Below are 21118 nucleotides of genomic sequence, written 5' to 3' on the forward strand. Positions count from 1 at the left end.
TCACAGCAGGCCGGAGCGGATCGCCCACGCCACCGCGTGCACCCGGTTGCGCAGCCCGAACCGCTCCAGCACCTGGTGCAGCGCGTACTTCACGGTCCGCTCCGAGCAGAACAGCCGCTGCGCGACCTCCGCGACGGTGGCGCCCTCGGCGAGCAGCCGCAGCAGCTGCACGTCGCGGTCGCTCAGCACCGACCCGGCCCCGGTGACGGGCTGCCCGCCGAGCAGCAGCTTCTCCAGCCGTTCGGTGGTGACGTCGGCGCGGCGCACCGGCACCGGGAGCCCGGCCTGCGCGGCGATCGACGGCGTGAGGTCGTGCAGCCGTGCGGCGATGACGACGACACGGGGTGCCGCGATGGCCTTGAGCCGTGCGGCCTGTTGCGCGCACAGCTCGTTCACCACGGCCAGCAGCACGTGCGCGTCGGCGCGGTCGGACACCACCCGCACCCGAGGGGAGCTCTTCAGCAGGTGCGCCACCCCTGCGGCGCTGATCAGGTCACGGGAGTCGACGGCGACGCGGACCGGTTCGATCCCGGCGTCCACGAGGGCGAGGGCGGAACTCATGCCCCGATGGTTCACCGGTCCGGTGTGCGTCCACTTCGGAAAACCGAACCGATCAGCACCTGCCGCCCGGCCACCGACGTGCGGAACTCGCCAGTGGGCCAGTGCTCGACCCGCAGCTCGTCACCGGGCAGCACCGGGGCGGTGAACCGCGCGTGCAGCTCGGTGAACTCCCTGCCGCGCACGGTGATCCCGAGCGTGCACAGGCCGTGCAGAACAGGACGGTCGAACCCGGCCGCCCGCGCGAACTCCCGGTCGTGGTGCATCGGGTTGACGTCACCGGTCTCGCGGTAGCGCAGCGCCTGGTCGGCGGTGGTGCGGACGACGGTCACCTCCGGTTCGGCGGCCGGCACCGCGAACTCGCGGGTCGTGCCCCGCGCACCGCCGAAGCCGCCCTCACCCTTGACGAAGCACGACGAGCGGGTGGACGCGTACTCCGACTCCCAGGTGCTCACCACGAGCGCGCCGGAGCCCTTGTCGAGGATGTCCGTGACGGTCTTCGTGACGACCGTCGAACCCTCGCGCGGCAACGGCCCGTGCAGCCACAGCGACTGCTCGGCGTGCAGCACGCGTGTCATGTCGGCGCCGGTCAGGCCGAGCTGCGGGCCGCCGTGCTGCAGCAGCGGGATGGCGAACGCGGGGGAGAACCCGCCGACCGCGGCCGCGTACACCTCGGCGTCGCCGGACGACCAGGTGCGGACCTGTCGTTCGACGACACCGAGAATGCCGTGGTCGAGCATTACCCGAGGGTGCCGCGGACGTTCGCGTGGCCCTTGAGCAGGTTGCGGGCGATCGTGCGGCGCTGGATCTCGTCGGTGCCCTCGTAGATGCGCAGCAGCCGCAGCTCGCGGTACCAGCGCTCGATCGGCAGCTCGCGGGTGTAGCCCATGCCGCCGTGGATCTGCAGCACGCGGTCGACGATCTCGTTGGCCTTGATGCCGCCGTAGAGCTTCGCGATGGACTGCGCCTGCCGCGAGTCCTGCTTCTGGTCCACGAGCCACGCCGCGTGCAGCACGAGCCAGCGCAGCGCCTCGATCTCGACCGCGGAGTCCGCGATCATCCACTGGATGGCCTGGTACTCGGCGATCGGCTGGCCGAACGTGACGCGGTTCTTCGCCTGCTCCACCGCCATCTCGACCAGCCGCTCGACGCTGCCCAGCGCGCGGGCGGGCAGCAGGTAGCGGCCCTGGCCGATCCACTGCATGGCGAGGTGGAAGCCCTTGCCCTCCTCGCCGAGGATGTTCTCGTGCGGCACGCGCACGTTGTCGAACACCAGCGCGGCCGGGCCCCACTGGCCCATGGTCGGGATGGGCTCTGACTTCCAGCCCATGTCGCGGTCGACGAGGAAGCAGGTGACGCCGCCGTCGGCGCCCTTCTCCCTGTCCGTCACGGCGAACACCATCACGAAGTCGGCCTCGTTGCCCTGCGTGATGAAGGTCTTCTCACCGTTGATGACCCACTCGTCGCCGTCGCGGACGGCGGAGGTGCGGATGGCCTTGGCGTCGCTGCCGGCACCGGGCTCGGTGATCGCGAAGCACGAGACGCGCTCGCCGGAGATCGTCGGCAGCAGGTAGCGCTGCTTCTGCTCCTCGTTGCCGTGGAACAGGATGTTGTCCGCGTAGCCGCCGAAGCGGAACGGCACGAAGCTGCGGCCTAGCTCGGCCTCGACGAGCGCGGTCATCAGCGCGCCCAGGCCCATGCCGCCGTACTCCTGCGGCGTCAGCACGCCGAAGAAGCCCGCCGCCTTCGCCTTGTCCTGCAACGCCTTCAGCTCGTCCTTGGGCAGGCCGGGCTGCCCGGCGCGCTCCCGGCGCAGCACCTCCGGCTCCAGCGGGACGATCTCCTTGCGCACGAAGGTCCGCACCCAGTCGCGGATCTCCTTCTGCTCGGCGTCGAGCGTGAAGTCCATTTCTCTCCCTTAGACGAACGCGTTGATGCCGGTCAGCGCCCGGCCGATGAGCAGTTTCTGGATCTGGCTGGTGCCCTCGTAGAGGGTGGTGACGCGGGCGTCGCGCAGGAACTTGCCCACCGGGTACTCGTCGATGTAGCCGTAGCCGCCGAACACCTGGATCGCGTTGTTCGCGACCTTGACCGCGGCCTCGCTGGCGTAGAGCTTGGCCATGGACGCCGCCGTGCTCAGGGGCAGGCCCCGGTCGGCGAGGTCGGCGGCCCGCCAGGTGAGCAGCCGGGCGGCCTCGGTCTCCACGGCCATGTCGGCGAGCAGCTCCTGCACGAGCTGGAAGCCCGCGATGGGCTTGCCGAACTGCTCGCGTTCCCCGGCGTAGCGGAGAGCGGCGTCGAGCGCACCCTGGGCGGCACCGACGCAGCCCGCCGCGACGGACATGCGGCCCTTGTCGAGCGCGCCCATCGCGAGCTTGAAGCCCTCCTCGCTGAGCAGGGCGTCCGCGCCGACGTGCACCCCCTGCAGGGTGATCTCGGCGGTGGCCTGGCCGCGCATGCCGAGCTTGCCCTTGACCTCGGTGGCGGTGAACCCCTCGGTCGCGGTGGGGACGAGGAACGCGCTGACGCCCTTCGGCCCCGGTCCGCCGGTGCGGGCGAACACCAGGGCGACGTCGGCCCACGTGCCGTTGGTGATGAAGACCTTGCTGCCGTCGAGCACCCAGCCGTCACCGGACCTGGTGGCCCTGGTGGCGAGGCTGCCCGCGTCGCTGCCGGTGCCGGGTTCGGTGAGCGCGAAGCAGCCGACCAGCTCGCCGCTGGTCAGACCGGGCAGCCAACGCTGCTTCTGCTCCTCGGTGCCGTGCCGCGCGATCGACTTCGCGACCAGCCCGAGTGACACGGAGATGATCCCGCGCACCGCGCTGTCACCCCGGGCGACCTCCTCCAGGACCAGGCAGTACGCGAGGTTGTCACCGCCGGAGCCGCCGTGGGCCTCGTCGATCCCCAGCCCGAGGAAGCCGACCTCGCCGAGCTGCGGCACGAGCGCGCGGTCGATGGCCTCCTCGCGGTCCCACCGGGTCGCGTGCGGGACGATGCGCTCGTCCGTGAACCGCCGGGCCAGCTCCCTGAGCTGCCGGTGTTCGTCAGAAAGCGTCAAGTCCACAGGCCCTCCCGATAAACCGAACAGTGTTAGGTTAACTCACATGCCGCGGCCGAGCACCCCTCTGTTGAGCCCCGACCGGATCCGGTCGGTGGCACTGGCCATCATCGACCGCGACGGCCTCGACGGCCTGTCGATGCGCAGGCTGGCCGCGGAGCTCGGCGTGCAGGCCGCGTCGCTCTACGGGCACGTGAAGACCAAGGACGCGCTGCTCAACGACGTGGCCGCGGCGATCCTCGCCACGATCGACGTGTCCGGCTTCGCCTCGGGCGACTGGCGCGCCGGACTCGTCCAGTGCGCGCGCTCTTACCGCGAGGCGCTGGCGTCGCACCCGAACATCGTGCCGTTCCTGGCCTACGGCCCCGCCGGCCGCGAGGAGTCGCTCAAGCGCCTGGACGTGATGCACGGCGCCCTGGTCGACGCCGGCTGGTCCCGCCGCGAGGCCACGATGATCGCCGCGGGCGTCATGTACATCGTGTTCGGCTCCGCGCTCAGCTCGTTCTCCAGCGGCTTCTCCTCCGACCCCGCCGCCTACTCCGGCCGCTACCCGCACCTCGACCGCGCCCACCTGCTGCCCGGTGTGGCCCGCGAGCTGGACCGCGACAGCTTCGAGCTGGCGCTCGCGGCGTTCGTGCGGGGCCTCTAGTGTTTCGGCGTGGCTGCTGCGAAGTCGAAGGCGATCGAGCTCGAGGTGGGTGACCGGCTGGTGCGGGTGTCCAACCCGGACAAGCCGTACTTTCCCGCGCGGGGCATCACGAAGCTCCAGGTGGTCGAGTACTACCGCACGGTCGCACCCGTGCTGCTGTCCGTCCTGCGCGATCGCCCGGTCGTCCTGAAGCGCTACGTCGACGGCGTGGAGGGCGAGGCGTTCTACCAGAAGCGCGTGCCCAAGGGCGCCCCCGACTACGTCGAGACGGTGACGGTGAGGTTCCCGTCCGGCCGCCCCGCCGACGAGATCTGCCCGACCTCGGAGGCCGTGGTCGTGTGGGCGGCGAACCTCGGCACGTTCGACTTCCACCCGTGGCCCGTCCGCCGCCCGCTGGTCGACCTGCCCGACGAGCTGCGCATCGACCTGGACCCGCAGCCCGGCACCGGCTTCCGCGACGCCGCACGGGTCGCCGGCGTGCTGCGCGAGGTGCTGGCCGACGCGGGCCTCACCGGTCACCCGAAGACGTCCGGCGGTCGTGGCATCCACGTGGCGGTGCGCATCCGGCCAGAGTGGGACTTCGTCGACGTCCGGCACGCGGTGATCGCGCTGGCCCGCGAGGTGGAGAAGCGGGCGCCGTCCCTGGCGACTTCGGCGTGGTGGAAGGAAGAACGCGGCGAGCGGGTGTTCATCGACTTCAACCAGGCCGCCCGCGACCGCACGATCGCGTCGGCCTGGTCGGTGCGCGGCACCCCGCGTGCCACCGTGTCGACGCCGGTGACGTGGGACGAGCTGTCCACTGTGGACCCGGACGACTTCGACGTGCTGACCGTGCCCTCCTACCTGGCCGAGCGCGGGGACCCGCACGCGGGGCTGGACTCGGAGGCGTTCGGGATCGAGACGCTGCTGGAGTGGTACGCGGCAGACCCGCGCGGGGAGATGCCGTACCCGCCGGACTACCCGAAGATGCCGGGCGAGCCGCTGCGGGTGCAGCCTTCTCGGAAGAAGAACTGAGCACCTGGCCAGAGGTCTTGTCCGCCCCCTCCCCCTCTTTGCAGACGCCAGTAGAGCCAGGGGCGGGGACTTGGGGCGTCACAGGCACAACAGCTGGCGACCTGCTCAGAGCTGAGAACTCGTTCCTGCGCCTTGGGTTCAGTGCTGCTGGAAGCCGGGCGGCAGGTGCAGCCAGGCGGTGGATTCGGCGTCCCAGCCGGTGAGGACGGCGATGCCGTGCGGCGTCCTGACCGGGACGTGGTGCGCTGTGAGGAGGCCGGTCACGGTCAGGTGCACGGCATCGAGGTCTTCGGCGGCGCGACTCCAGCAGACCCGAGCGCGTCCCGCTGACGAGTGCGGGTAGCGGGTCACCAGCCGCCCGTAGTCGGAGGGCGAGCCGATGGTGAACAACCGGACGCTCGCCGGGTCGAAGGTGACGGTGGACAGCGGTCTCGTCCGGCCGAACTCCGCCCACTCTCCCCACTGCCACGTGCTGGTGCCGCCCGGCAGGAGGGACGAGGTCCACAGTGCTCCGACCGGTTTGTCGTCACCTGCGGGTTCATCGGCTACCTGAACCTTGTGCGGTGTCGCGTCCGTCGCGTACCGCGCCTGGGGCGACCGCAGTGAGGGATCGCCCAGGGGCCCGGTTGCCAGCCGCCGCAGCACGGCGGCTGCGACCTGGTCGAGCTCCGGAGCGGGCCGCGCGGTGAAGTCACGGCCGGAGTGCTGAAGGGATACCGCGAAGGCGATGTGCCGGTAAAGGTCGTCGTCGTTCAGGTCGGTCAGGTCGAGGTCGTCGAGGAAGTCGCGCAGCAGCAGGCACAGTTCGATGAGGACGGGGCTGCGGAGCTGGTCGGTGGGGCCATCGGCCATGAGCGGGCCTCGTGTTCCAGTGGGGTGCCTGACCTCCCGGACGGTAGTCCCGCCCAGGCAGCCGTCGCGGGCGCGCGAGCAGGGGTGACGCGCTGGCCGTCCGGTCGTCCGGCAGGTGGGCCAACCGGCTGTACCCGCTCTGGATCCGGTGGGTGACCTCGTAGACTGGGCGGAACGAGAGGAGGTCGCCATGGCCCAGCCCTACGTCGTCCGGTACGTCGGCGGTCCCCTCGACGGGCGCGTGGACTCGCTGCCCTCCGTGCCGGAGGAGCCGAAGCAGACGGTCACGTACGTGCACCTGCACGGCGGCCCCAAGATCGTGCACGTCTACGACCTCGCCTACGTGGTCGAGTACGGGTGCGAGTACCGGCTGCGCGCAGAAGAGGCGTGACCGGCCCGTTCGCCTGAGAGCGCTTTCACCGCACGGTTCCCGTGACTTGATCTTGCCGTCGACCCGGTGCTCAGAATTGTCAGGGGTGTAGGGCATGCTGGGGCACAGGTGTTCGAATGGCGGGAGGCAGCGCGATGGCGAAGAAGAGCGGGCTGTCGGCGGAGGACGTCGGCGACCTGCGCTCACAGCTCGACGGGGGCACTCAGCCGCTGGTGTGGTTCACGGCGGCCGCGGTGGGCATGGAGGCGGGGAGGTCGGCGAAGGTGCTCGCCTTCACCGACCCGGAGGAGGGCGACTTCATCCAGGTGCGGCCAACGGGGTCGAAGGACGAGATGTCGTTCGGCCCGTCCGAGCTGACGCTGGAGAAACCGCCGCCCCGCAAGAAGCCCGCCGCACCACCCGCCGCGCAGCCCGAGCCGCCGCGGGAGACTGTGGTCGAGTACCCCTACGTCCCGGAGGTGCCGGTGAAGCCCGCGGCCCCCAAGCCGAAACCCGCTCCCGCAGTCGAGGCGTCCCCGCCGCCGAAGCCCGCCCGCAAGCAGGGCGGTGCGAAGGCGGCGCCGGAGGTCACCATCACCCTGGTGAGCGCCGGTGAGGGCGAGTGGACCGTCGAGGTCATGCAGGGCGCGCGCAAGTCCGTGCGGCCGATGGCGGTCTCGCCGGCCTCCGTCGCGCAGGCCGCGAAGCTGCTCACGCCCGAGGTCGCCGAGATCGTCGAGGGCGTGCTGAACGCGGCGCGTGCCCAGCAGCTCGCCCGCGTGGAGCAGCTGCGCGCCGAACTGGAGGCAGCGCAGAAGGCGCTGGAGGACCTGGGCGCGTAGCGCGGTCACCGGCTGCGACCGCACCGGTGGTGGTGCGGCCGCGTTCGGGTGAGGGGGCTTCCCAGGGCCGGTGGCGGGGCGGACCGTGGAACGCGCGGAGGTCCCGCTGGTCCGGCGTGAAAACGGGAGGCCCTGATGGGTACGTGTGGATGCTGTTCCGGGTGCACGGGGCCCGGCTGCGGCTGCTGTTCGAGCTGCTGACACCAGAACCGAGCAGGGGGAGCCTTCCCGAACCGCGGAAGGCTCCCCCTGCTGATGTCCTGGAAGATCAGGGCGGGCAGACCGTGCCGTTCGTCGGCACCTTCGCCTCGACCAGGTAGTCGCGCACCGCGGTGGTCGCACAGCCCGACACCCCGAGCGCCCCGTGCCCGCTGCCCTGCCAGCCGATCAGCACCGACCCCGGCAGCCGCTGCGCCGCGTGCTCGGTGCCCGAGGCGGGCGTGGCCGGGTCGTCGGCGGTGCTGAGCAGCACGATCGGCGGCGCGCTCTTCAGCGGGTCCACCTTCGCGAGCGACGGCACCGGGAACGGGCTGCAGTGCAGCAGCTGCCGGGCGAACAGCGTGCCGAACAGCGGGTGCTTGCCCTGCCAGTCCGTCGCCAGCGCCTTCACCCGGTCGGGTGGGATGCGGGTGGTGGTGTCGTTGCAGCCGATCACGAGGCCGGCGTCGAAGCGCGGCGGGTTCTCGTCGAGGTCGCCGACCAGCGGGTTGAGGAACGTGAACAGCGCGGTGCCGTCGCCCGCGCGGGCCTTCACGACCGCGTCGGCGAGCGCGGGCCAGCGGGAGCGGTCGCCCAGGCCGGACAGGATCGCGTTCAGCGCGGACCCGGCCGTCAGGTCCACGTACTCGCCGCGGATGCGGGTGGTGCGCAGCTGGGTGAGCAGGCCGTTCACGTCGTCGCGCGGCTTGGTGAGCGCGCAGCCGCGAGCCAGGCAGTCGCGGGCGAAGGCCTCGAACGTCGCCTCGGCGGCCGCCGCGCGGGACTCGAGGACACCGGCCTGGTCGAGCGTCGGGTCGGGGGCGCCGTCGAGCACGGTGCGGCCGATGCGGTTCGGGTAGCGCTGGGCGTAGGTCGTGACGACCCGCGAGCCCTCCCCGATGCCGAGCAGGTTCAACCGGTCGGTGCCGAGGTGGTCGCGGAGCCGTTCGAGGTCGGCGGCCGCGCGCCACGAGTCGAACGCGGTCAGTCTGCCCTCCAGGTCGAGCACGCACTCCTGCGCCGCCTCACCGGCCGCGACCACCAGCTGGGACTGCTCGGGCTCGGCCGGGTCGTACTCGACGAGCGCCGCACGCGTCCCGGACGGCACGCAGGCCATGCCCTCGGACCGGCCGGTGCCGCGCCGGTCCACGCCGATGATCGTGTAGGTGGTGAGCAGGTCCTCCGGCAGCGCCGCCGCGAGCCGCGCGGCCTTCACCGTGCCGGACTCCCCGGCGGGGTCGCCGACCACGACCAGCGCGCTCTTGCCGGAGCCGACGCGGGTCAGCGAGACGCTGAGCGAACCGCGGCCGGGACGTCCCGGCGGGTCGAGCACCACGCTCATCCGCGCGCACTCGTACTTCTGGTCGCCCTCGGGCACGTTCGTGCCGATCCGGTCGCGCATCTGCTCGCCGCACGGCGACCACGCGAGCGAGTCCGACCGGTAGTCCTCCAGCGGCGGAACGGGCTGCGGTCCCGCGAGCGCGCTCTGGTCGGCGGGCTGGTCGCCCTCGCCCCTGACCGCGATCACCGGCCGCAGCGACGGCCCGGCGCTGCACGCCGTCAGCACGCTCACTGCCAGCAGGACCAGGGCAGCGCGACGCACAGGTGTTCCTCACTTCCGTCCAACTCGGGCTCGGGTGGAGCCTCGCACGCGCCAGGTGTGAACAAGGTGAGTCAGGCCGTTCCCGGTCCGTGGGAAACCGCATCGGGTGCCGAAAGGACCTCCTGCACGATGGAGCGATGTCTCATGCGGACGGTCTGCCCGTCGCACGCCTGATGGGGGCGGTCCCGCCGCCGGCGCTCGTGCTGCTCGGCATCGTGAGCGTCCAGGTCGGAGCGGCCTTCGCGAAGCAGCTCTTCACGTCCGTCGGCGCGACCGGGACGGTGGCGGTGCGGCTCGTGCTCGCCGCCGCGGTGCTGCTGCTCATCTGGCGCCCATCGCTGCGGGTGGACCGCCGCACGCTGCTGGTCGTCGCGAGCTACGGCGGTGTCCTGGCCGCGATGAACCTGACCTTCTACCAGGCGCTCGACCGCATCCCGCTCGGCGCGACGGTGACCATCGAGTTCCTCGGCCCGCTCGCGGTGGCGGTCGCCGGGTCGCGCCGCTGGCTCGACGGGGTGTGGGTCGTGCTGGCCGGCGGCGGCGTTCTGCTGCTCACCCGCGCACAGGGCGGCCTCGACCTGGTCGGCGTGCTGTTCGCGCTGGCGGCGGCGGTGTGCTGGGCGGGCTACATCCTGATCGCGGCCAAGCTCGGCAGCCAGACCTCCGACGGCAAGGGGCTGGCGCTGGCGATGGTCGTCGGCGCGGTGATCGCGTTGCCGTTCGGCGCAGCGTCGGCGGGCACGGCGTTGCTGGACCCGTTCGTGCTGGTCGCGGGCTTGGCGGTGGCGTTGCTGTCGTCGGTCGTGCCGTACTCGCTGGAGCTGGAGGCGCTGCGCCGCATCCCGCCGCGGGTGTTCGGCATCCTGATGTCGCTGGAACCCGCGGTCGCCGCCGTGGCCGGGCTGGTCCTGCTCGGCGAGCACCTCGAACCGGCGCAGTGGGTGGCCGTGTGCTGCGTGGTCATCGCGTCCGTGGGGGCCACGCGGTCGGCACGTCCCGAGGCCTAACGGGCCCGCAGCTCACCTTTCAGCACCGAGGCGACGTCGTAGCGCGCTGGGATCTCCAGCTGGTCGTACCGGCACGACAGCGGCTCGCGGTCCGGCCGCCAGCGCGCGAACTGGCCGTTGTGCCGCAACCGCACCGGCGCGTCGCCCTCGGTCTGCGTGTAGTGGATCTCCACGACCCGCTCCGGCCGCAGCGCCACGTACCCGGCCTGCTGCCCGCGCCACCGGTTGATCTCCCCCGGAATCCGCTGCCCCGGCCGCGGGGCCGCCCACGGGTGGTCGTCGGCGGTCGTGATCAACGGCGTCAGCTCGGCCGCCAGCTCACGGCGTTCGGCCGCCTTGAACGAGCCGCAGACACCGATGTGGTGCAGCACGTCGTTGTCGTCGTAGACGCCGAGCAGCATCGACCCGACGGCCGTGCCCGGCTCGGTGTCCTTGTGCCAACGCAGACCCGCCAGCACGACGTCGGCCGTGCGCGCGTGCTTCACCTTGATCATCGAACGCTTGCCGGGCGTGTACGGGCCGCTGGCGAGCTTGCCCATCACACCGTCCAAACCGGCGCCCTCGAACAGCGTGAACCACTGCCGAGCGGTCTCCACCGACGTCGTCGCCGGCGTCACGTTCAGGCCCGGCAGCTCCAGCAGCGCCGCCCGCCGGTCCACCGTCGCCGACTCCAGCAGCTCCCGTGAGCCCAGTGCGAGCAGGTCGAACGCCACGAACGTCGCCGGTGACGTCTCGGACAGCAGCGCCACCCGCGAGGCCGCCGGGTGGATGCGCTCGGACAACGCGTCGAAGTCCAGCTCGTCGTCGCGGGCCACGACGAGCTCGCCGTCGACGACCACGCGTTCGGGCAGCACCGCCAGCATCGACGCCACGACCTCGGGGAAGTAGCGGTTCAGCGGCTTGCCGCTGCGCGACTGCAGGACGACCTCGTCACCGCAGCGGAACACCACGCAGCGGAAGCCGTCCCACTTCGGTTCGAACAGCAGGTCGCCCGAGTCGGGGACGCCGTTCACCGCGGTGGCCAGCATCGGCTGCAGGGGAGGGGTCAGTGGCAGGTCCACGCGGCACATCCTGCACCGTCAGCGGGAGTCCCGCCGCCGGTACCGCAGCAACAGCACGTCGTCCGCCCGCAGCACCGACCGCAGCTCCAGGTCCGCGGGCACCCCGCCCGGCCCGTGCGCGATCCGCCCGGCGTCACCGGCCGCGAGCACCGGCGCCACCGTCAGGTTCAGCTCGTCGACCAGCCCGGCGGCGAGCATCGTGCCGAACAGCTTCGGCCCGCCCTCCAGGTTGATCCTGCGCAGCCCGCGCGCCGCCAGCTCCCGCACCGCCACCGCGAGGTCGACCTCGTCCTCACCGGCGACGACCACGTCGGCGGGCAGCTCGGGCAGCTCCGCCCGCGCCGTCGTGACCACGATCGGCGGGACCGCCGTGTCGGTGAACAGCGGCAAGCCGGGGGTGAGCGAGCCGCGCGCCGTGACGACCGCGATCGGCAACGCCGGCGCGAGGCCCAGCCGTTCCCGCCGCGCCACGTCGGGCCGCGCACCCCGGTAGCCCTCGGCCAGCACCGTTCCCGCGCCCACCAGCACGACGTCCGCGAGGTCGCGCCCGAGCAGGTAGATCCGCTTGTCCGCGGGCGAGCCGAGCCCCGCCGAGCGCCCGTCGACCGTCACCGCACCGTCCACGCTGGACACGAAGTTCGCGGTCACCCACGTGCGGTCCGCCGGGTAGCCGTAGAGGTCCTCCAGCGCTGTGTCGGTCATCTCAACGCCCGGTGAGGGCCACAACATCTGCACTGGGCCATCCCATCACGCCGATAGGCTGCGGGGCATGCGCCTGTCCGACCGGGATCCCCAGATCGGGGCCGACGAACTGGTCGAGGGCCTGGTGCCCCCGCCCAGGTTCGACACCGTCAGCTTCGACAGCTACATCCCCAACCCGGACGAGCCCAGCCAGGCCGCCGCCGTCAAGGCCGGTCAGGAGTTCGCCGCGCGGGTGAACGCGCGCCGCAGGAAGTGGTCGCTGTTCGGCAGGTCCGAGGACGAGGGCAAGCTCGGCCTGTACCTCGACGGCGGCTTCGGCGTCGGCAAGACCCACCTGCTCGCCTCGCTGTGGCACGCCGTGCCCGGCCCCAAGGCGTACGGCACGTTCGTCGAGCTCACGAACCTCGTCGGCGTGCTGACGTTCCCCGAGGCGGTCAAGCGGCTGAGCGGGCACCGGCTGCTCGCCATCGACGAGTTCGAGCTCGACGACCCCGGCGACACCATGCTCGTCACCCGGCTCATCAAGGAGCTGATGGCGCAGGGCGTGCACATCGCCGCCACCTCCAACACGCTGCCGGACAAGCTCGGCGAGGGCCGGTTCGCCGCCGCCGACTTCCTGCGCGAGATCCAGTCGATGTCGGCGAAGTTCGACGTCGTGCGCGTCGACGGCCCCGACTACCGCCACCGCGGCCTGCCCGACGCACCGCCGCCGATGACCGACGACGAGCTCCAGGCGCGTGCCGAGCAGATGCCCGGCTCGACCCTCGACGACTTCGGCGACCTGCTCAAGGCCCTCGCCCGCATCCACCCGTCGAAGTACGGGCGGCTCGTCGACGGCGTCAGCACCGTGCACCTGCGCGGGGTCACCGCGGCGCCCGACCAGTCCGTCGCGTTGCGGCTGGTCACGCTGGGGGACCGGCTCTACGACCGCGACATCCCGGTGGCGGTGTCCGGTCAGCCGCTGTCGGACCTCTTCACCGAGGAGATGCTGCGCGGCGGCTACCGCAAGAAGTACCTGCGGGCGGTGTCCAGGCTCGTGGCCCTGAGCCGGTGAAACTCGCCCGTTCGGCGAGTTTGAGTCCGGTGTTCTTCGAGTATCCCCTGGTGGACGAGTGGGAATGATGACGTCCCGACGTCTCCCCGGAGGCCCCGATGCTGAGCGAAGCCGAACGCCGCTCCCTCGACGAGATCGAGCAGCGGCTCCGCACCGAAGAACCCGGTCTGGCCCGCGCCATGACCAGCTCGCGGTCCGCGCGGCCGTGGCTGTTCTGGCTCCTGCTGGTCGTGTTCGGCGGGTTGACCGTGCTGTGCCTGACGATCTCCGCGTTCGGGCCGGCGTTCCAGTGCCTGCTGGTGACCGCCGGCGTGCTCGTGTGGCACCGGCATCCGATACGCATCCGCTGATATCCAATATATTGCTCAGCGCAGAGGCTGTCCGAAACTCGGTGGCGCCCAGACCCCTGCTGCCGTGACCATCTCGGCGTGGGTTATCTGGAAGCGAACGGGCTGGCGTACGCACTCCCCGACGGCCGGGAGCTGTTCCGCGACGTCTCGTTCAAGGTGAGCGGCGGGACCGTCGTCGCGCTGGTGGGGGCGAACGGGGTCGGCAAGACGACGCTGCAGCGCATCCTGTCCGGCGAGCTGACGCCGAAGCAGGGCAGCGTGCACGTGCAGGGCGGGCTCGCGGTGATGCCGCAGTTCATCGGCTCGGTGCGCGACGACACCCTGGTCAGGGACCTGCTGCTGGCCGTGGCGCCGCAGCCGTTGCGCGCGGCCGCGAAGGAGCTCGATGACGCCGAGCTCGCGTTGATGGACACCGACGACGAGGCCGCGCAGATGCGGTACGCGACCGCGCTCACCGACTACGGCGAGGCCGGCGGGTACGACGTCGAGGTGCTCTGGGACACCGTGACGGTGGCGGCGCTCGGCCTGCCGTTCGACCGCGCCCGGTTCCGCGAGGTGCGCACGCTGTCGGGTGGCGAGCAGAAGCGGCTGGTGCTGGAGGCGTTGCTGCGCGGCCACGAACAGGTGCTCCTGCTCGACGAGCCGGACAACTACCTCGACGTGCCCGGCAAGCGCTGGCTGGAGGACCGCCTGCGCGCCACCGACAAGGCCGTGCTGGTCGTGAGCCACGACCGCGAGCTGCTCGCGAACGCCGCCACGCACGTCGTGACCGTCGAGGCGCACTCGGCGTGGACGCACCCCGGTTCGTTCGCGACCTGGCACGACGCCCGCGCGCGGCGCATCGAGAAGCTGCTGGAGGACCACCGCCGCTGGAACGAGGAGCACGAACGCCTCAAGGAGCTCGTGCGCTCACTGCAGCAGCAGGCGAAGTACTACGAGTCGATGGCACCGAAGTACCGCGTGATGGCCGCACGGTTGCAACGGTTCGAGGACGCGGGACCGCCACCGGAGGTCCCGCAGGACGAGAAGGTCGCCCCGCGGCTCCGTGGCGGCCGCACCGGTGTCCGCGCGATCACGTGCGAGCAGCTGGAGCTGACCGGGCTGATGAAGCCGTTCTCACAGGAGATCTTCTTCGGTGACCGGGTGGCGGTGCTGGGTTCCAACGGCTCGGGCAAGAGCCACTTCCTGCGCCTGCTCGGCGGTGACGACGTGCGCACCACAGGCGCGTGGAAGCTCGGCGCGCGCGTTGTGCCGGGTCTGTTCGCGCAGACGCACGAGCACCCGGAGTGGCTCGGCCGTACGCTCGTGGACATCCTCTGGCACGGCGACGGTCAGCGCGCCGGCCGCGACCGGGGTGCCGCGATGTCGGTGCTGCAGCGCTACGGCCTGCACCAGGCGGGCGACCAGCGGTTCGAGCACCTGTCCGGCGGCCAGCAGGCCCGGTTCCAGATCCTGCTGCTGGAGCTGTCCGGTGCGACGTTGCTGCTGCTCGACGAGCCGACCGACAACCTCGACCTCGCCTCCGCGGAGGCGTTGCAGGACGCGCTCGCCGACTTCGAGGGCACCGTCGTCGCGGTGACGCACGACCGGTGGTTCGCGCGGTCGTTCGACCGGTTCCTGCACTTCCGCGCGGACGGCCGCGTGTCCGAAGTGGACGAGCCGGTCTGGACCTGAGCCCCCGCCTCGGCCTCTCGTCCTCCCTGGCCAGGCATCTGCAAGTACCACCAACACATGATCAAATCGCCGCTGACCACCACCAACATGTTCGCCATCTGCCGAACCAGGGCCGCGGGTGGGGTCAGGCCTCCGGTGGAACGGTGAACGGCAGGTTCCAGGCGACGAGCGCGCCGTCGCCGATCAGCCCGCCGGCCTTGCGGTAGGTGGCCTGCGCCGCCGTGTCGCCGGTGGCGGTGCCGGTCCACATCGCGTAGCAGCCCCGTTCCGCCGCCAGCGTGCGCAGCGCCTCGACCAGCGCCGTGCCGATGCCGCGGCGCAGGAACGCCTTGTCCACGCCCAGCTCGTAGAGGAACATCTCGGTGCCCTTGTCCGGGTGCGTGGTCTCCACACCGGACACGAACCCGGCCGGCCGCTCGCCGACGTAGGCGATCAGCAGGTGGTGGTGGTCCTGGGCGAGGAACCGCGCCGTCGCGTCCGGCAGCGGCGGCGTGTCGAACAGGTGCGCTGCGGCGGACACGTCGTCGGGGGAGGCGGCGCGGCGGATCTTCATGTGACCAGGCTAAACATTCTTCCCACCCGCCTCGGTGCGGCGGATCCGCTGGCGTGTCGGCCCGCGCGGTCACTCGACGTGCGCGGGCAGCTTCCCGTTCTTGACCAGCGCCGCGAGCTCGGCGTGGTCGGCCTCGGTCCGGTCGGCGTAGTCGAACGCGTACTTCGCGAACGCCTCGTCGAGGTCCTCGCCGCCGCCGTTGCGGAAGTAGCCCGCGAGCAGCCGCGGGTCGACCGAGCGGGTGTGCGCGCGGGCCAGCAGCGCGCCCGCGAACCGGCCGTAGTCGTCGAGGTCGTCGCGCTTGAGCGTGGTCGCGTCGATCTCGCCCTTGCGGTTGCGGAACTGCCGCACGATGAACGGCCGGCCCTCGATCGTCGTCCAGCCCAGCAGGATGTCGGTCTCGGCCTGCACCAGCCGCGCGCCGTGCACGATCCGCTTGCCCTCGTGCTTGGCCGGCTCGACGTCCAGGAACGGCTGCAGCGCCGACGGCCTGGCCTCCTTGCACTGCAGCACGAGCGCCTCGTCCCCGTTGCCGTGCAACAGGACCAGGTAGTTGCGCAGGCCGACGCTGCCGGTGCCGACGACCCGGAACGCCACGTCCGACACGCCGTAGCGCATGATCAGGTTGGTCCGGGACTCGCGCAGGGTGTCCACGTAGGACGGCAGTGCGGCGACCACCGCGTCGGCGGTGCGCTGCGTGACGGAGGTGAAGGTCGGCGGGTTCGTGACGAACCGCCACCGCTCGCCGTCGTGCGCGGTCCACCTCGCGGCGAACCGGGCACTGGTGTTCTTGCGCGACTTCTGCGCCGCCTTGGAGAAGTCGTTGATCAGGTCGTCGGCCTTGACCTTCGACAGCGTCGACTCGTCGCCCAGTGCGGTCCACGAGTCCATGAACGGGACCTCCGCCAGGTGCGCGATCACCGAGCGGTAGGCGCTGACGGCGTCCTCGGCGGCGTCACGGCACCCCTTGTCGGACACGCCGCCGGTGCGCCCGGCGAGCACCAGCGACGTGACGAGCCGCTTGAGGTCCCACTCCCACGGGCCCGGCAGCGTCTCGTCGAAGTCGTTGACGTCCATGACGATCTGGCCCTCGGGCGTGCCGTAGAGGCCGAAGTTCGCCGCGTGCGCGTCACCGCACAGCTGGGCGTGCACACCGGTCGAGACCCCGGCGGCCAGGTCGCCCGCCTGCAGGCCGGCCGCGCCGCGGAAGAACGCGAACGGGTTGGCCAGCATCCGCCCGATCCGCAACGGGACCAGGTGCTCCAGCCGGCCCTGGTTGCTCGCGTGCAGGAACTCCTCTACCGAGGGGCGCCGCGCGGCCAGCGAGACGGCCCTGTGCGCCTTGAAGTCCACAGTGGACCGCAACGCGCGGCCTCGCGCGTAGACCTCCTCCGGCTCGACCCACCGGCCCAGCGCGGCGGCAGCCCGAGCCCGCACCCGTTCACCCATGCGAGCCATGATGCATCGGCCGGGTGGACGGTGTGCCTGGTCCGCAGCATTTGTGACCTACGGCCCTGGGTCGATTCGCCCAGACGGGCACGAACCGTCACGCGTTGCGCGCGGCGCGGTCGATCTCCGCCCTCCGCCGCTCCCAGAACGCCGCGTCCCTGCCCGTGACCTCGACCGTGCCGTCGAGCTGCTCGCGCAGGACGTCGGCGTGCCCGGCGTGCCGGTTGGTCTCGGTGAGCACGTGGACGAGGACGTTGAACAACAGCACGTCCGGGCGCGGCCACCACGGGACGTGGCCGGGCGCGTCGACCGGCAGCGCGGCGATCGTCGCGTCCGAGTGCTCCCAGGCGCGCCGATAGCCCTCGACGATCTCCGCGCGCGTCTCGTGCTCGGTCGCCCACAGGTCGGTGCCGCGCACCGCCGGGTCGTCCCAGCGGGCCACCGGCCACGGACACCGACGGCCGAAGACCTCGCCGAAGTAGCGGGACTCCGTGAGGGTCAGGTGCTTGACCAGGCCGAGCAGGTTCGTGCCCGTCGTGGTCAGCGGCCGGCGGGCGTCGTACTCGGACAGCCCGTCGAGCTTGCGCACCATCACCTCACGGATCTCCCGGAGGTCCTCGTGCAGGTACTGCTTCGCGAAGTCGTCGATCACCCCGCCAGGGTGCCAGCTACGGTGCGACGACCGCCGCGATCGCCCGCACACCGAGGTCGATCTCGTCCCGCGTGATCACCAGCGGCGGCGCGACGCGCAACGTGGACGCGTGGGTCTCCTTGCACAGCACGCCCCGCGCGGAGAGCGCCTCGGACGCCGCACGGCCGACCGGGCCGCCGGGCGCGATCTCGACACCGGCCCACAGGCCGCGCCCGCGCACCTCGGCGACGCCGTGGCCGACCAGCTTGCCGAGCTCGGTGTGCAGGTACCCGCCCAGCTCGCGGGACCGCTCCTGGAACTCGCCGGTGGCCAGCAGCCGCACCACCGCGCGGCCGACGGCGCAGGCGAGCGGGTTGCCGCCGAACGTGGAGCCGTGCTCGCCGGGCTTGAGCACACCCAGCACCGCCTTCGACCCGACCACCGCGGACACCGGCAGGATGCCGCCGCCCAGCGCCTTGCCCAGCGTGTAGAGGTCGGCGCGCACACCCTCGTGGTCGAGCGCGAACAGCTCACCGGTGCGGCCGAGACCGGACTGGATCTCGTCGGCGATCATCAGCACGTCGTGCTCGTCGCACAGGCGGCGGATGCCCGCGAGGTACCCGGCGGGCGGCACGACGACGCCGGCCTCGCCCTGGATCGGCTCGATCAGCACGGCGGCGGTGCGCTCGGAGATCGCGGACTCGACCTCGTCGAGGTTGCCGTACTTGACGACCTTGAAGCCCGGCGTGAACGGACCGAAGTCGTTGCGCGCGGTGTCGTCGGTGGAGAACGACACGATCGTCGTGGTGCGGCCGTGGAAGTTCGACCCGGCCACGATGATCTCGGCGGTGCCCTCGGGCACGCCCTTGACCCGGTAGGCCCACTTGCGCGCCACCTTGATCGCGGACTCGACGGCCTCCGCGCCGGAGTTCATCGCGAGGACCAGCTCGGTGCCGGTGAGCTGGGCGAGCTCGCGGCAGAACAGGCCGAACTGGTCGTGGTGGAACGCGCGGCTGGTGAGCGTCACGCGGCCGAGCTGCTCGACGGCGGCGGCCACCAGGTCGGGGTGGCGGTGGCCGAAGTTCAGCGACGAGTAGCCGGACAGGAAGTCGAGGTAACGGCGCCCCTCGACGTCGGTGACCCACGCCCCCTCGCCGTGCGAGATGACCACCGGCAGCGGGTGGTAGTTGTGCGTGCTCCACTCCTCGTCGAGTGCGACGTGATCAGCGCTGGCCAGGTTCATGGTTCCCCTGGTGTGGTGGTCGGCGATGGCGGTCATCCTCCAAGGCTAGGGTGCCGGACAGGCGATTTCAGCCGCGAAGCGTTGCGGGGAGCCGTCAAATGTTGCGTAGATCCACCAATCGGTGGGTGATCTTTGCATGACGAGCGGACTGGGCGGTGAATCGCTACGGTCGACTGATGGCGAAGAAGTCGGTTCGTGCGGCCCTGCGACTCGACGCGGTGGACCTCTCCACCCTCGACCCGGCCGGTCGGCCGATCGGGCCGGCGAACAAGAAGGAGGCGGCCGAGGACCTCGCCGCCACCGGGACCGAGCTGGACAGCTTGCAGGAGGCGCTCTACGCGGAGGACTCCCGTGCGGTCCTGCTGGTGCTGCAGGGCATGGACACCTCGGGCAAGGGCGGGGTCGTCAGCCACGTCGTCGGCCTGGTGAACCCGCAGGGCGTGCGGATCGCGTCGTTCAAGAAGCCGACCCCGGCCGAACGCCGCCAGCACTTCCTCACGCGGGTCCGCAAGGTGCTGCCGGAGAAGGGCCGCATCGGCGCGTTCGACCGCTCGCACTACGAGGACGTGCTGGTGCCGAAGGTGGAGAAGCTGCTGACGGCGGCGGAGCTGCGCAAGCGGTACAGCGAGATCAACGACTTCGAGGCCGAGCTCGCCGAGAGCGGAACCACGCTCATCAAGTGCTTCCTGCACATCTCGCCGGAGGTGCAGAAGGAGCGGCTGCTCGCACGGCTGGACGACCCGCGCAAGAACTGGAAGTACAACCCGGCCGACATCGACGTGCGGTCCAAGTGGTCGAAGTACCAGGAGGCGTACACGGCCGCGTTGCGGGCCTGCTCGGCGACGCCCTGGTACGCGGTGCCCGCCGACCGCAAGTGGTACCGGAACTGGGCGGTGAGCCGGCTGCTGCTGGAGACGCTGCGCGAGATGGACCCGAAGTTCCCGCAGCCCGCCTACGACCTCGCGGCCGAGAAGGCCCGGCTGATCTCCGCCGACCCGTTGCGGTAGGCGCAATCTTTGTTGCACCTATTGCCGGACTGTATCGATCTGGGCCACTGTGGGCTGCGCCGCCGCCGTTGAGATCGAACCGGAGGTGCGGACGTGGGTGTGGACCGGCGACGATTTCTCGGAGCCATGGGCGTGGGAGCGGGACTGCTGATGACCGGAGGAACCGCCGAGGCGGCTGCCACCACGCGGAGAGTCTTCTTCGGGGCGTACACGACGTGGAGCGGTGGCGCCCAGGGCATCGGCATCGGCACCTACGACACCGCCTCGGGGCAGCTGCGGCAGACCGGTGTCATCAAGGGCGTGGTGAACCCCTCGTTCGTCATCGAGTCGCGCGACGGCCGCTTCCTCTACGCGGTCAACGAGACGAGCAACGGCGAGGTCACCGCGATCGACGCCACCTCGCTGAAGGTGGTCAACAAGGTCGCGACCGGTGGCGCCGACCCGTGCCACCTGACGCTGGACCCGTCGGGCCGGTACCTGATCACCGCCGACTACTCGTCGGGCACGCTCAGCGTGTTCCCGCTGCGCTCCGACGGCGGCATCGGCGCGCGGTCGCAGCTGGTGCGGCACACCGGCTCCGGCCCCGACCCGGACCGCCAGCAGGGCCCGCACGCCCACCAGGTCCTGTTCGACCCGGCCGGCCGGTACGCGCTGGCCGTCGACCTGGGCGCGGACGCCGTGTTCACCTACTCGTTGGCGGCCGGGAAGCTCACCAGGGTCGCGACGGCGAAGCTCAAGCCCGGCGCCGGACCGCGGCACCTGGCGTTCCACCCGAACGGCAAGGTCGCCTACGTGGCCAACGAGCTCGACTCGACCATCGTGTCGTGCGGCTACGCCGACGGGCGGCTCACGCCCGGCCAGGTCCTGCAGACCGCACCGGCGGGCGGGGCGCGCAACTACCCGGCCGAGGTCCTGGTCTCCGGCGACGGCAGGTTCGTCTACCTGTCCAACCGCGGCCACGACAGCGTCGCGCAGTTCGCGGTGAGCGGCTCCGAGCTGTCCCTGGTCGGCACCACGCCGGTCGGCGGCAGGTACCCGCGGCACATCACCACCGACCCGAGCGGGCGGTTCCTGTTCGCCGCCAACCAGAACTCGAACACGGTCACGTCGTTCGCCGTGGACGGCGCGACCGGCAAGCTCACCCCGTCCGGAACCGCGCTGCAGACCCCGATCCCGGTCTGCGTGCTGCCCGCGCGACTGGGGTGACGCCCGCTCGCCGCGGTGGCGTCCCCCGCCACCGCGG

Annotated in this window: 22 protein-coding genes; 10 read left to right on the forward strand and 12 right to left on the reverse strand. The window is 71.5% G+C overall.

The window, feature by feature from the left end; genetic code table 11:
- Genes ACZ7CH_RS34585 through ACZ7CH_RS34600 form a run of 4 tightly spaced genes read right to left on the reverse strand, consistent with a single transcriptional unit; the run spans position 1 to position 3622 of the window.
- Positions 1–561 carry a response regulator transcription factor gene (locus tag ACZ7CH_RS34585; RefSeq protein ID WP_360399102.1) on the reverse strand — a complete coding sequence of 187 codons (561 nt, stop codon included), beginning with the start codon at positions 559–561 and terminating at the stop codon, positions 1–3.
- 11 nt (positions 562–572) lie between these two features.
- Positions 573–1298, reverse strand: a complete 726-nt coding sequence (locus ACZ7CH_RS34590; protein ID WP_360399099.1) for a MaoC/PaaZ C-terminal domain-containing protein — start codon at positions 1296–1298, stop codon at positions 573–575.
- Positions 1298–2467 (reverse strand): acyl-CoA dehydrogenase family protein, encoded by a 1170-nt coding sequence (locus ACZ7CH_RS34595; protein WP_360399096.1) that lies wholly within the window; start codon positions 2465–2467, stop codon positions 1298–1300. The genes ACZ7CH_RS34590 and ACZ7CH_RS34595 overlap by 1 nt, the downstream gene beginning before the upstream one ends.
- Positions 2468–2476: 9 nt before the next feature.
- Complete coding sequence (locus ACZ7CH_RS34600) at positions 2477–3622, reverse strand: acyl-CoA dehydrogenase family protein (RefSeq protein WP_360399093.1); 1146 nt, start codon at positions 3620–3622, stop codon at positions 2477–2479.
- Positions 3623–3662: 40 nt separating this feature from the next.
- Here ACZ7CH_RS34600 and ACZ7CH_RS34605 point away from each other — a divergent pair, with 40 nt between their 5' ends.
- Both ACZ7CH_RS34605 and ligD read left to right on the forward strand, forming a co-directional pair.
- On the forward strand, positions 3663–4265 hold the full coding sequence (locus tag ACZ7CH_RS34605) for a TetR family transcriptional regulator (RefSeq protein ID WP_360399090.1): 603 nt from the start codon (positions 3663–3665) through the stop codon (positions 4263–4265).
- 9 nt (positions 4266–4274) lie between these two features.
- Positions 4275–5279 (forward strand): non-homologous end-joining DNA ligase, encoded by a 1005-nt coding sequence (gene ligD / locus ACZ7CH_RS34610; RefSeq protein ID WP_360399087.1) that lies wholly within the window; start codon positions 4275–4277, stop codon positions 5277–5279.
- Between the two features lie 138 nt (positions 5280–5417).
- On the opposite strand, the gene ACZ7CH_RS34615 is transcribed toward ligD, so the two are convergent.
- Positions 5418–6131, reverse strand: coding sequence for a hypothetical protein (locus ACZ7CH_RS34615; RefSeq protein WP_470375836.1), 714 nt, complete (start codon positions 6129–6131; stop codon positions 5418–5420).
- Positions 6132–6279: 148 nt separating this feature from the next.
- On the opposite strand from ACZ7CH_RS34615, the gene ACZ7CH_RS34620 reads away from it, so the two are divergent.
- The gene (locus ACZ7CH_RS34620) at positions 6280–6522 is read left to right on the forward strand and encodes a hypothetical protein (protein WP_360399081.1); all 243 of its coding nucleotides are present in this window, start codon (positions 6280–6282) and stop codon (positions 6520–6522) included.
- Positions 6523–6638: 116 nt separating this feature from the next.
- Positions 6639–7343 carry a DUF6319 family protein gene (locus tag ACZ7CH_RS34625; RefSeq protein WP_470375837.1) on the forward strand — a complete coding sequence of 235 codons (705 nt, stop codon included), beginning with the start codon at positions 6639–6641 and terminating at the stop codon, positions 7341–7343.
- Positions 7344–7611: 268 nt separating this feature from the next.
- Here ACZ7CH_RS34625 and ACZ7CH_RS34630 read toward each other — a convergent pair whose 3' ends face one another.
- A complete protein-coding gene (locus ACZ7CH_RS34630; RefSeq protein WP_360399075.1) occupies positions 7612–9144 on the reverse strand; it encodes an alpha/beta hydrolase in 1533 nt (510 codons plus the stop codon).
- A gap of 137 nt (positions 9145–9281) precedes the next feature.
- Here ACZ7CH_RS34630 and ACZ7CH_RS34635 point away from each other — a divergent pair, with 137 nt between their 5' ends.
- Positions 9282–10151: an EamA family transporter gene (locus tag ACZ7CH_RS34635; protein ID WP_360399072.1), complete on the forward strand. Its 870-nt coding sequence runs from the start codon at positions 9282–9284 to the stop codon at positions 10149–10151.
- On the opposite strand, the gene ACZ7CH_RS34640 is transcribed toward ACZ7CH_RS34635, so the two are convergent.
- Entirely contained in the window at positions 10148–11212 is a 1065-nt protein-coding gene (locus tag ACZ7CH_RS34640; RefSeq protein WP_360399069.1) for an ATP-dependent DNA ligase, read from the reverse strand. The two genes, ACZ7CH_RS34635 and ACZ7CH_RS34640, sit on opposite strands and share 4 nt — an antisense overlap.
- Before the next feature lie 18 nt (positions 11213–11230).
- Complete coding sequence (locus tag ACZ7CH_RS34645) at positions 11231–11914, reverse strand: pyrimidine reductase family protein (protein ID WP_458433627.1); 684 nt, start codon at positions 11912–11914, stop codon at positions 11231–11233.
- A 67-nt stretch (positions 11915–11981) separates the two neighbouring features.
- On the opposite strand from ACZ7CH_RS34645, the gene zapE reads away from it, so the two are divergent.
- The 3 genes from zapE (at position 11982) to ACZ7CH_RS34660 (ending at position 14992) form a co-directional block, all read left to right on the forward strand.
- Complete coding sequence (gene zapE, locus ACZ7CH_RS34650; protein WP_470375838.1) at positions 11982–12968, forward strand: cell division protein ZapE; 987 nt, start codon at positions 11982–11984, stop codon at positions 12966–12968.
- A 98-nt stretch (positions 12969–13066) separates the two neighbouring features.
- The gene (locus ACZ7CH_RS34655) at positions 13067–13318 is read left to right on the forward strand and encodes a DUF3040 domain-containing protein (protein WP_458433626.1); all 252 of its coding nucleotides are present in this window, start codon (positions 13067–13069) and stop codon (positions 13316–13318) included.
- 78 nt (positions 13319–13396) lie between these two features.
- On the forward strand, positions 13397–14992 hold the full coding sequence (locus ACZ7CH_RS34660) for an ABC-F family ATP-binding cassette domain-containing protein (protein ID WP_360399057.1): 1596 nt from the start codon (positions 13397–13399) through the stop codon (positions 14990–14992).
- A gap of 124 nt (positions 14993–15116) precedes the next feature.
- Here the strand turns inward: ACZ7CH_RS34660 and ACZ7CH_RS34665 are convergent, their stop codons facing one another.
- The 4 genes from ACZ7CH_RS34665 to rocD form a co-directional block, all read right to left on the reverse strand.
- Entirely contained in the window at positions 15117–15545 is a 429-nt protein-coding gene (locus ACZ7CH_RS34665) for a GNAT family N-acetyltransferase (protein WP_470375839.1), read from the reverse strand.
- Positions 15546–15614: 69 nt separating this feature from the next.
- Positions 15615–16994 (reverse strand): DUF2252 domain-containing protein, encoded by a 1380-nt coding sequence (locus ACZ7CH_RS34670; protein WP_470368844.1) that lies wholly within the window; start codon positions 16992–16994, stop codon positions 15615–15617.
- Positions 16995–17091: 97 nt separating this feature from the next.
- Positions 17092–17646 (reverse strand): DinB family protein, encoded by a 555-nt coding sequence (locus ACZ7CH_RS34675; RefSeq protein WP_458433624.1) that lies wholly within the window; start codon positions 17644–17646, stop codon positions 17092–17094.
- A 16-nt stretch (positions 17647–17662) separates the two neighbouring features.
- Positions 17663–18904, reverse strand: a complete 1242-nt coding sequence (rocD, locus tag ACZ7CH_RS34680) for an ornithine--oxo-acid transaminase (RefSeq protein ID WP_470375840.1) — start codon at positions 18902–18904, stop codon at positions 17663–17665.
- A 140-nt stretch (positions 18905–19044) separates the two neighbouring features.
- Between rocD and ACZ7CH_RS34685 the strand changes: the two genes are divergently transcribed.
- Positions 19045–19875 carry a PPK2 family polyphosphate kinase gene (locus tag ACZ7CH_RS34685; RefSeq protein WP_470375841.1) on the forward strand — a complete coding sequence of 277 codons (831 nt, stop codon included), beginning with the start codon at positions 19045–19047 and terminating at the stop codon, positions 19873–19875.
- 150 nt (positions 19876–20025) lie between these two features.
- Positions 20026–21081, forward strand: a complete 1056-nt coding sequence (locus ACZ7CH_RS34690) for a lactonase family protein (protein WP_458433622.1) — start codon at positions 20026–20028, stop codon at positions 21079–21081.
- Positions 21082–21118 lie beyond the last annotated feature (37 nt).

The organism is Lentzea sp. NPDC037011, from assembly GCF_055607425.1.

Coding starts and splice junctions, on each gene's coding strand:
- ACZ7CH_RS34615 (WP_470375836.1), bottom strand. CDS start 6,131: ATGGCCGATGGCCCCACCGACCAGCTCCGCAGCCCCGTCCTCATCGAA.
- ACZ7CH_RS34635 (WP_360399072.1), top strand. CDS start 9,282: ATGTCTCATGCGGACGGTCTGCCCGTCGCACGCCTGATGGGGGCGGTC.
- ACZ7CH_RS34670 (WP_470368844.1), bottom strand. CDS start 16,994: ATGGGTGAACGGGTGCGGGCTCGGGCTGCCGCCGCGCTGGGCCGGTGG.
- ACZ7CH_RS34685 (WP_470375841.1), top strand. CDS start 19,045: ATGGCGAAGAAGTCGGTTCGTGCGGCCCTGCGACTCGACGCGGTGGAC.
- ACZ7CH_RS34585 (WP_360399102.1), bottom strand. CDS start 561: ATGAGTTCCGCCCTCGCCCTCGTGGACGCCGGGATCGAACCGGTCCGC.
- ACZ7CH_RS34655 (WP_458433626.1), top strand. CDS start 13,067: ATGCTGAGCGAAGCCGAACGCCGCTCCCTCGACGAGATCGAGCAGCGG.
- ACZ7CH_RS34645 (WP_458433627.1), bottom strand. CDS start 11,914: ATGACCGACACAGCGCTGGAGGACCTCTACGGCTACCCGGCGGACCGC.
- rocD (WP_470375840.1), bottom strand. CDS start 18,904: ATGACCGCCATCGCCGACCACCACACCAGGGGAACCATGAACCTGGCC.
- ACZ7CH_RS34595 (WP_360399096.1), bottom strand. CDS start 2,467: ATGGACTTCACGCTCGACGCCGAGCAGAAGGAGATCCGCGACTGGGTG.
- ACZ7CH_RS34590 (WP_360399099.1), bottom strand. CDS start 1,298: ATGCTCGACCACGGCATTCTCGGTGTCGTCGAACGACAGGTCCGCACC.
- ACZ7CH_RS34665 (WP_470375839.1), bottom strand. CDS start 15,545: ATGAAGATCCGCCGCGCCGCCTCCCCCGACGACGTGTCCGCCGCAGCG.
- zapE (WP_470375838.1), top strand. CDS start 11,982: ATGCGCCTGTCCGACCGGGATCCCCAGATCGGGGCCGACGAACTGGTC.
- ACZ7CH_RS34625 (WP_470375837.1), top strand. CDS start 6,639: ATGGCGGGAGGCAGCGCGATGGCGAAGAAGAGCGGGCTGTCGGCGGAG.
- ACZ7CH_RS34605 (WP_360399090.1), top strand. CDS start 3,663: ATGCCGCGGCCGAGCACCCCTCTGTTGAGCCCCGACCGGATCCGGTCG.
- ACZ7CH_RS34690 (WP_458433622.1), top strand. CDS start 20,026: ATGACCGGAGGAACCGCCGAGGCGGCTGCCACCACGCGGAGAGTCTTC.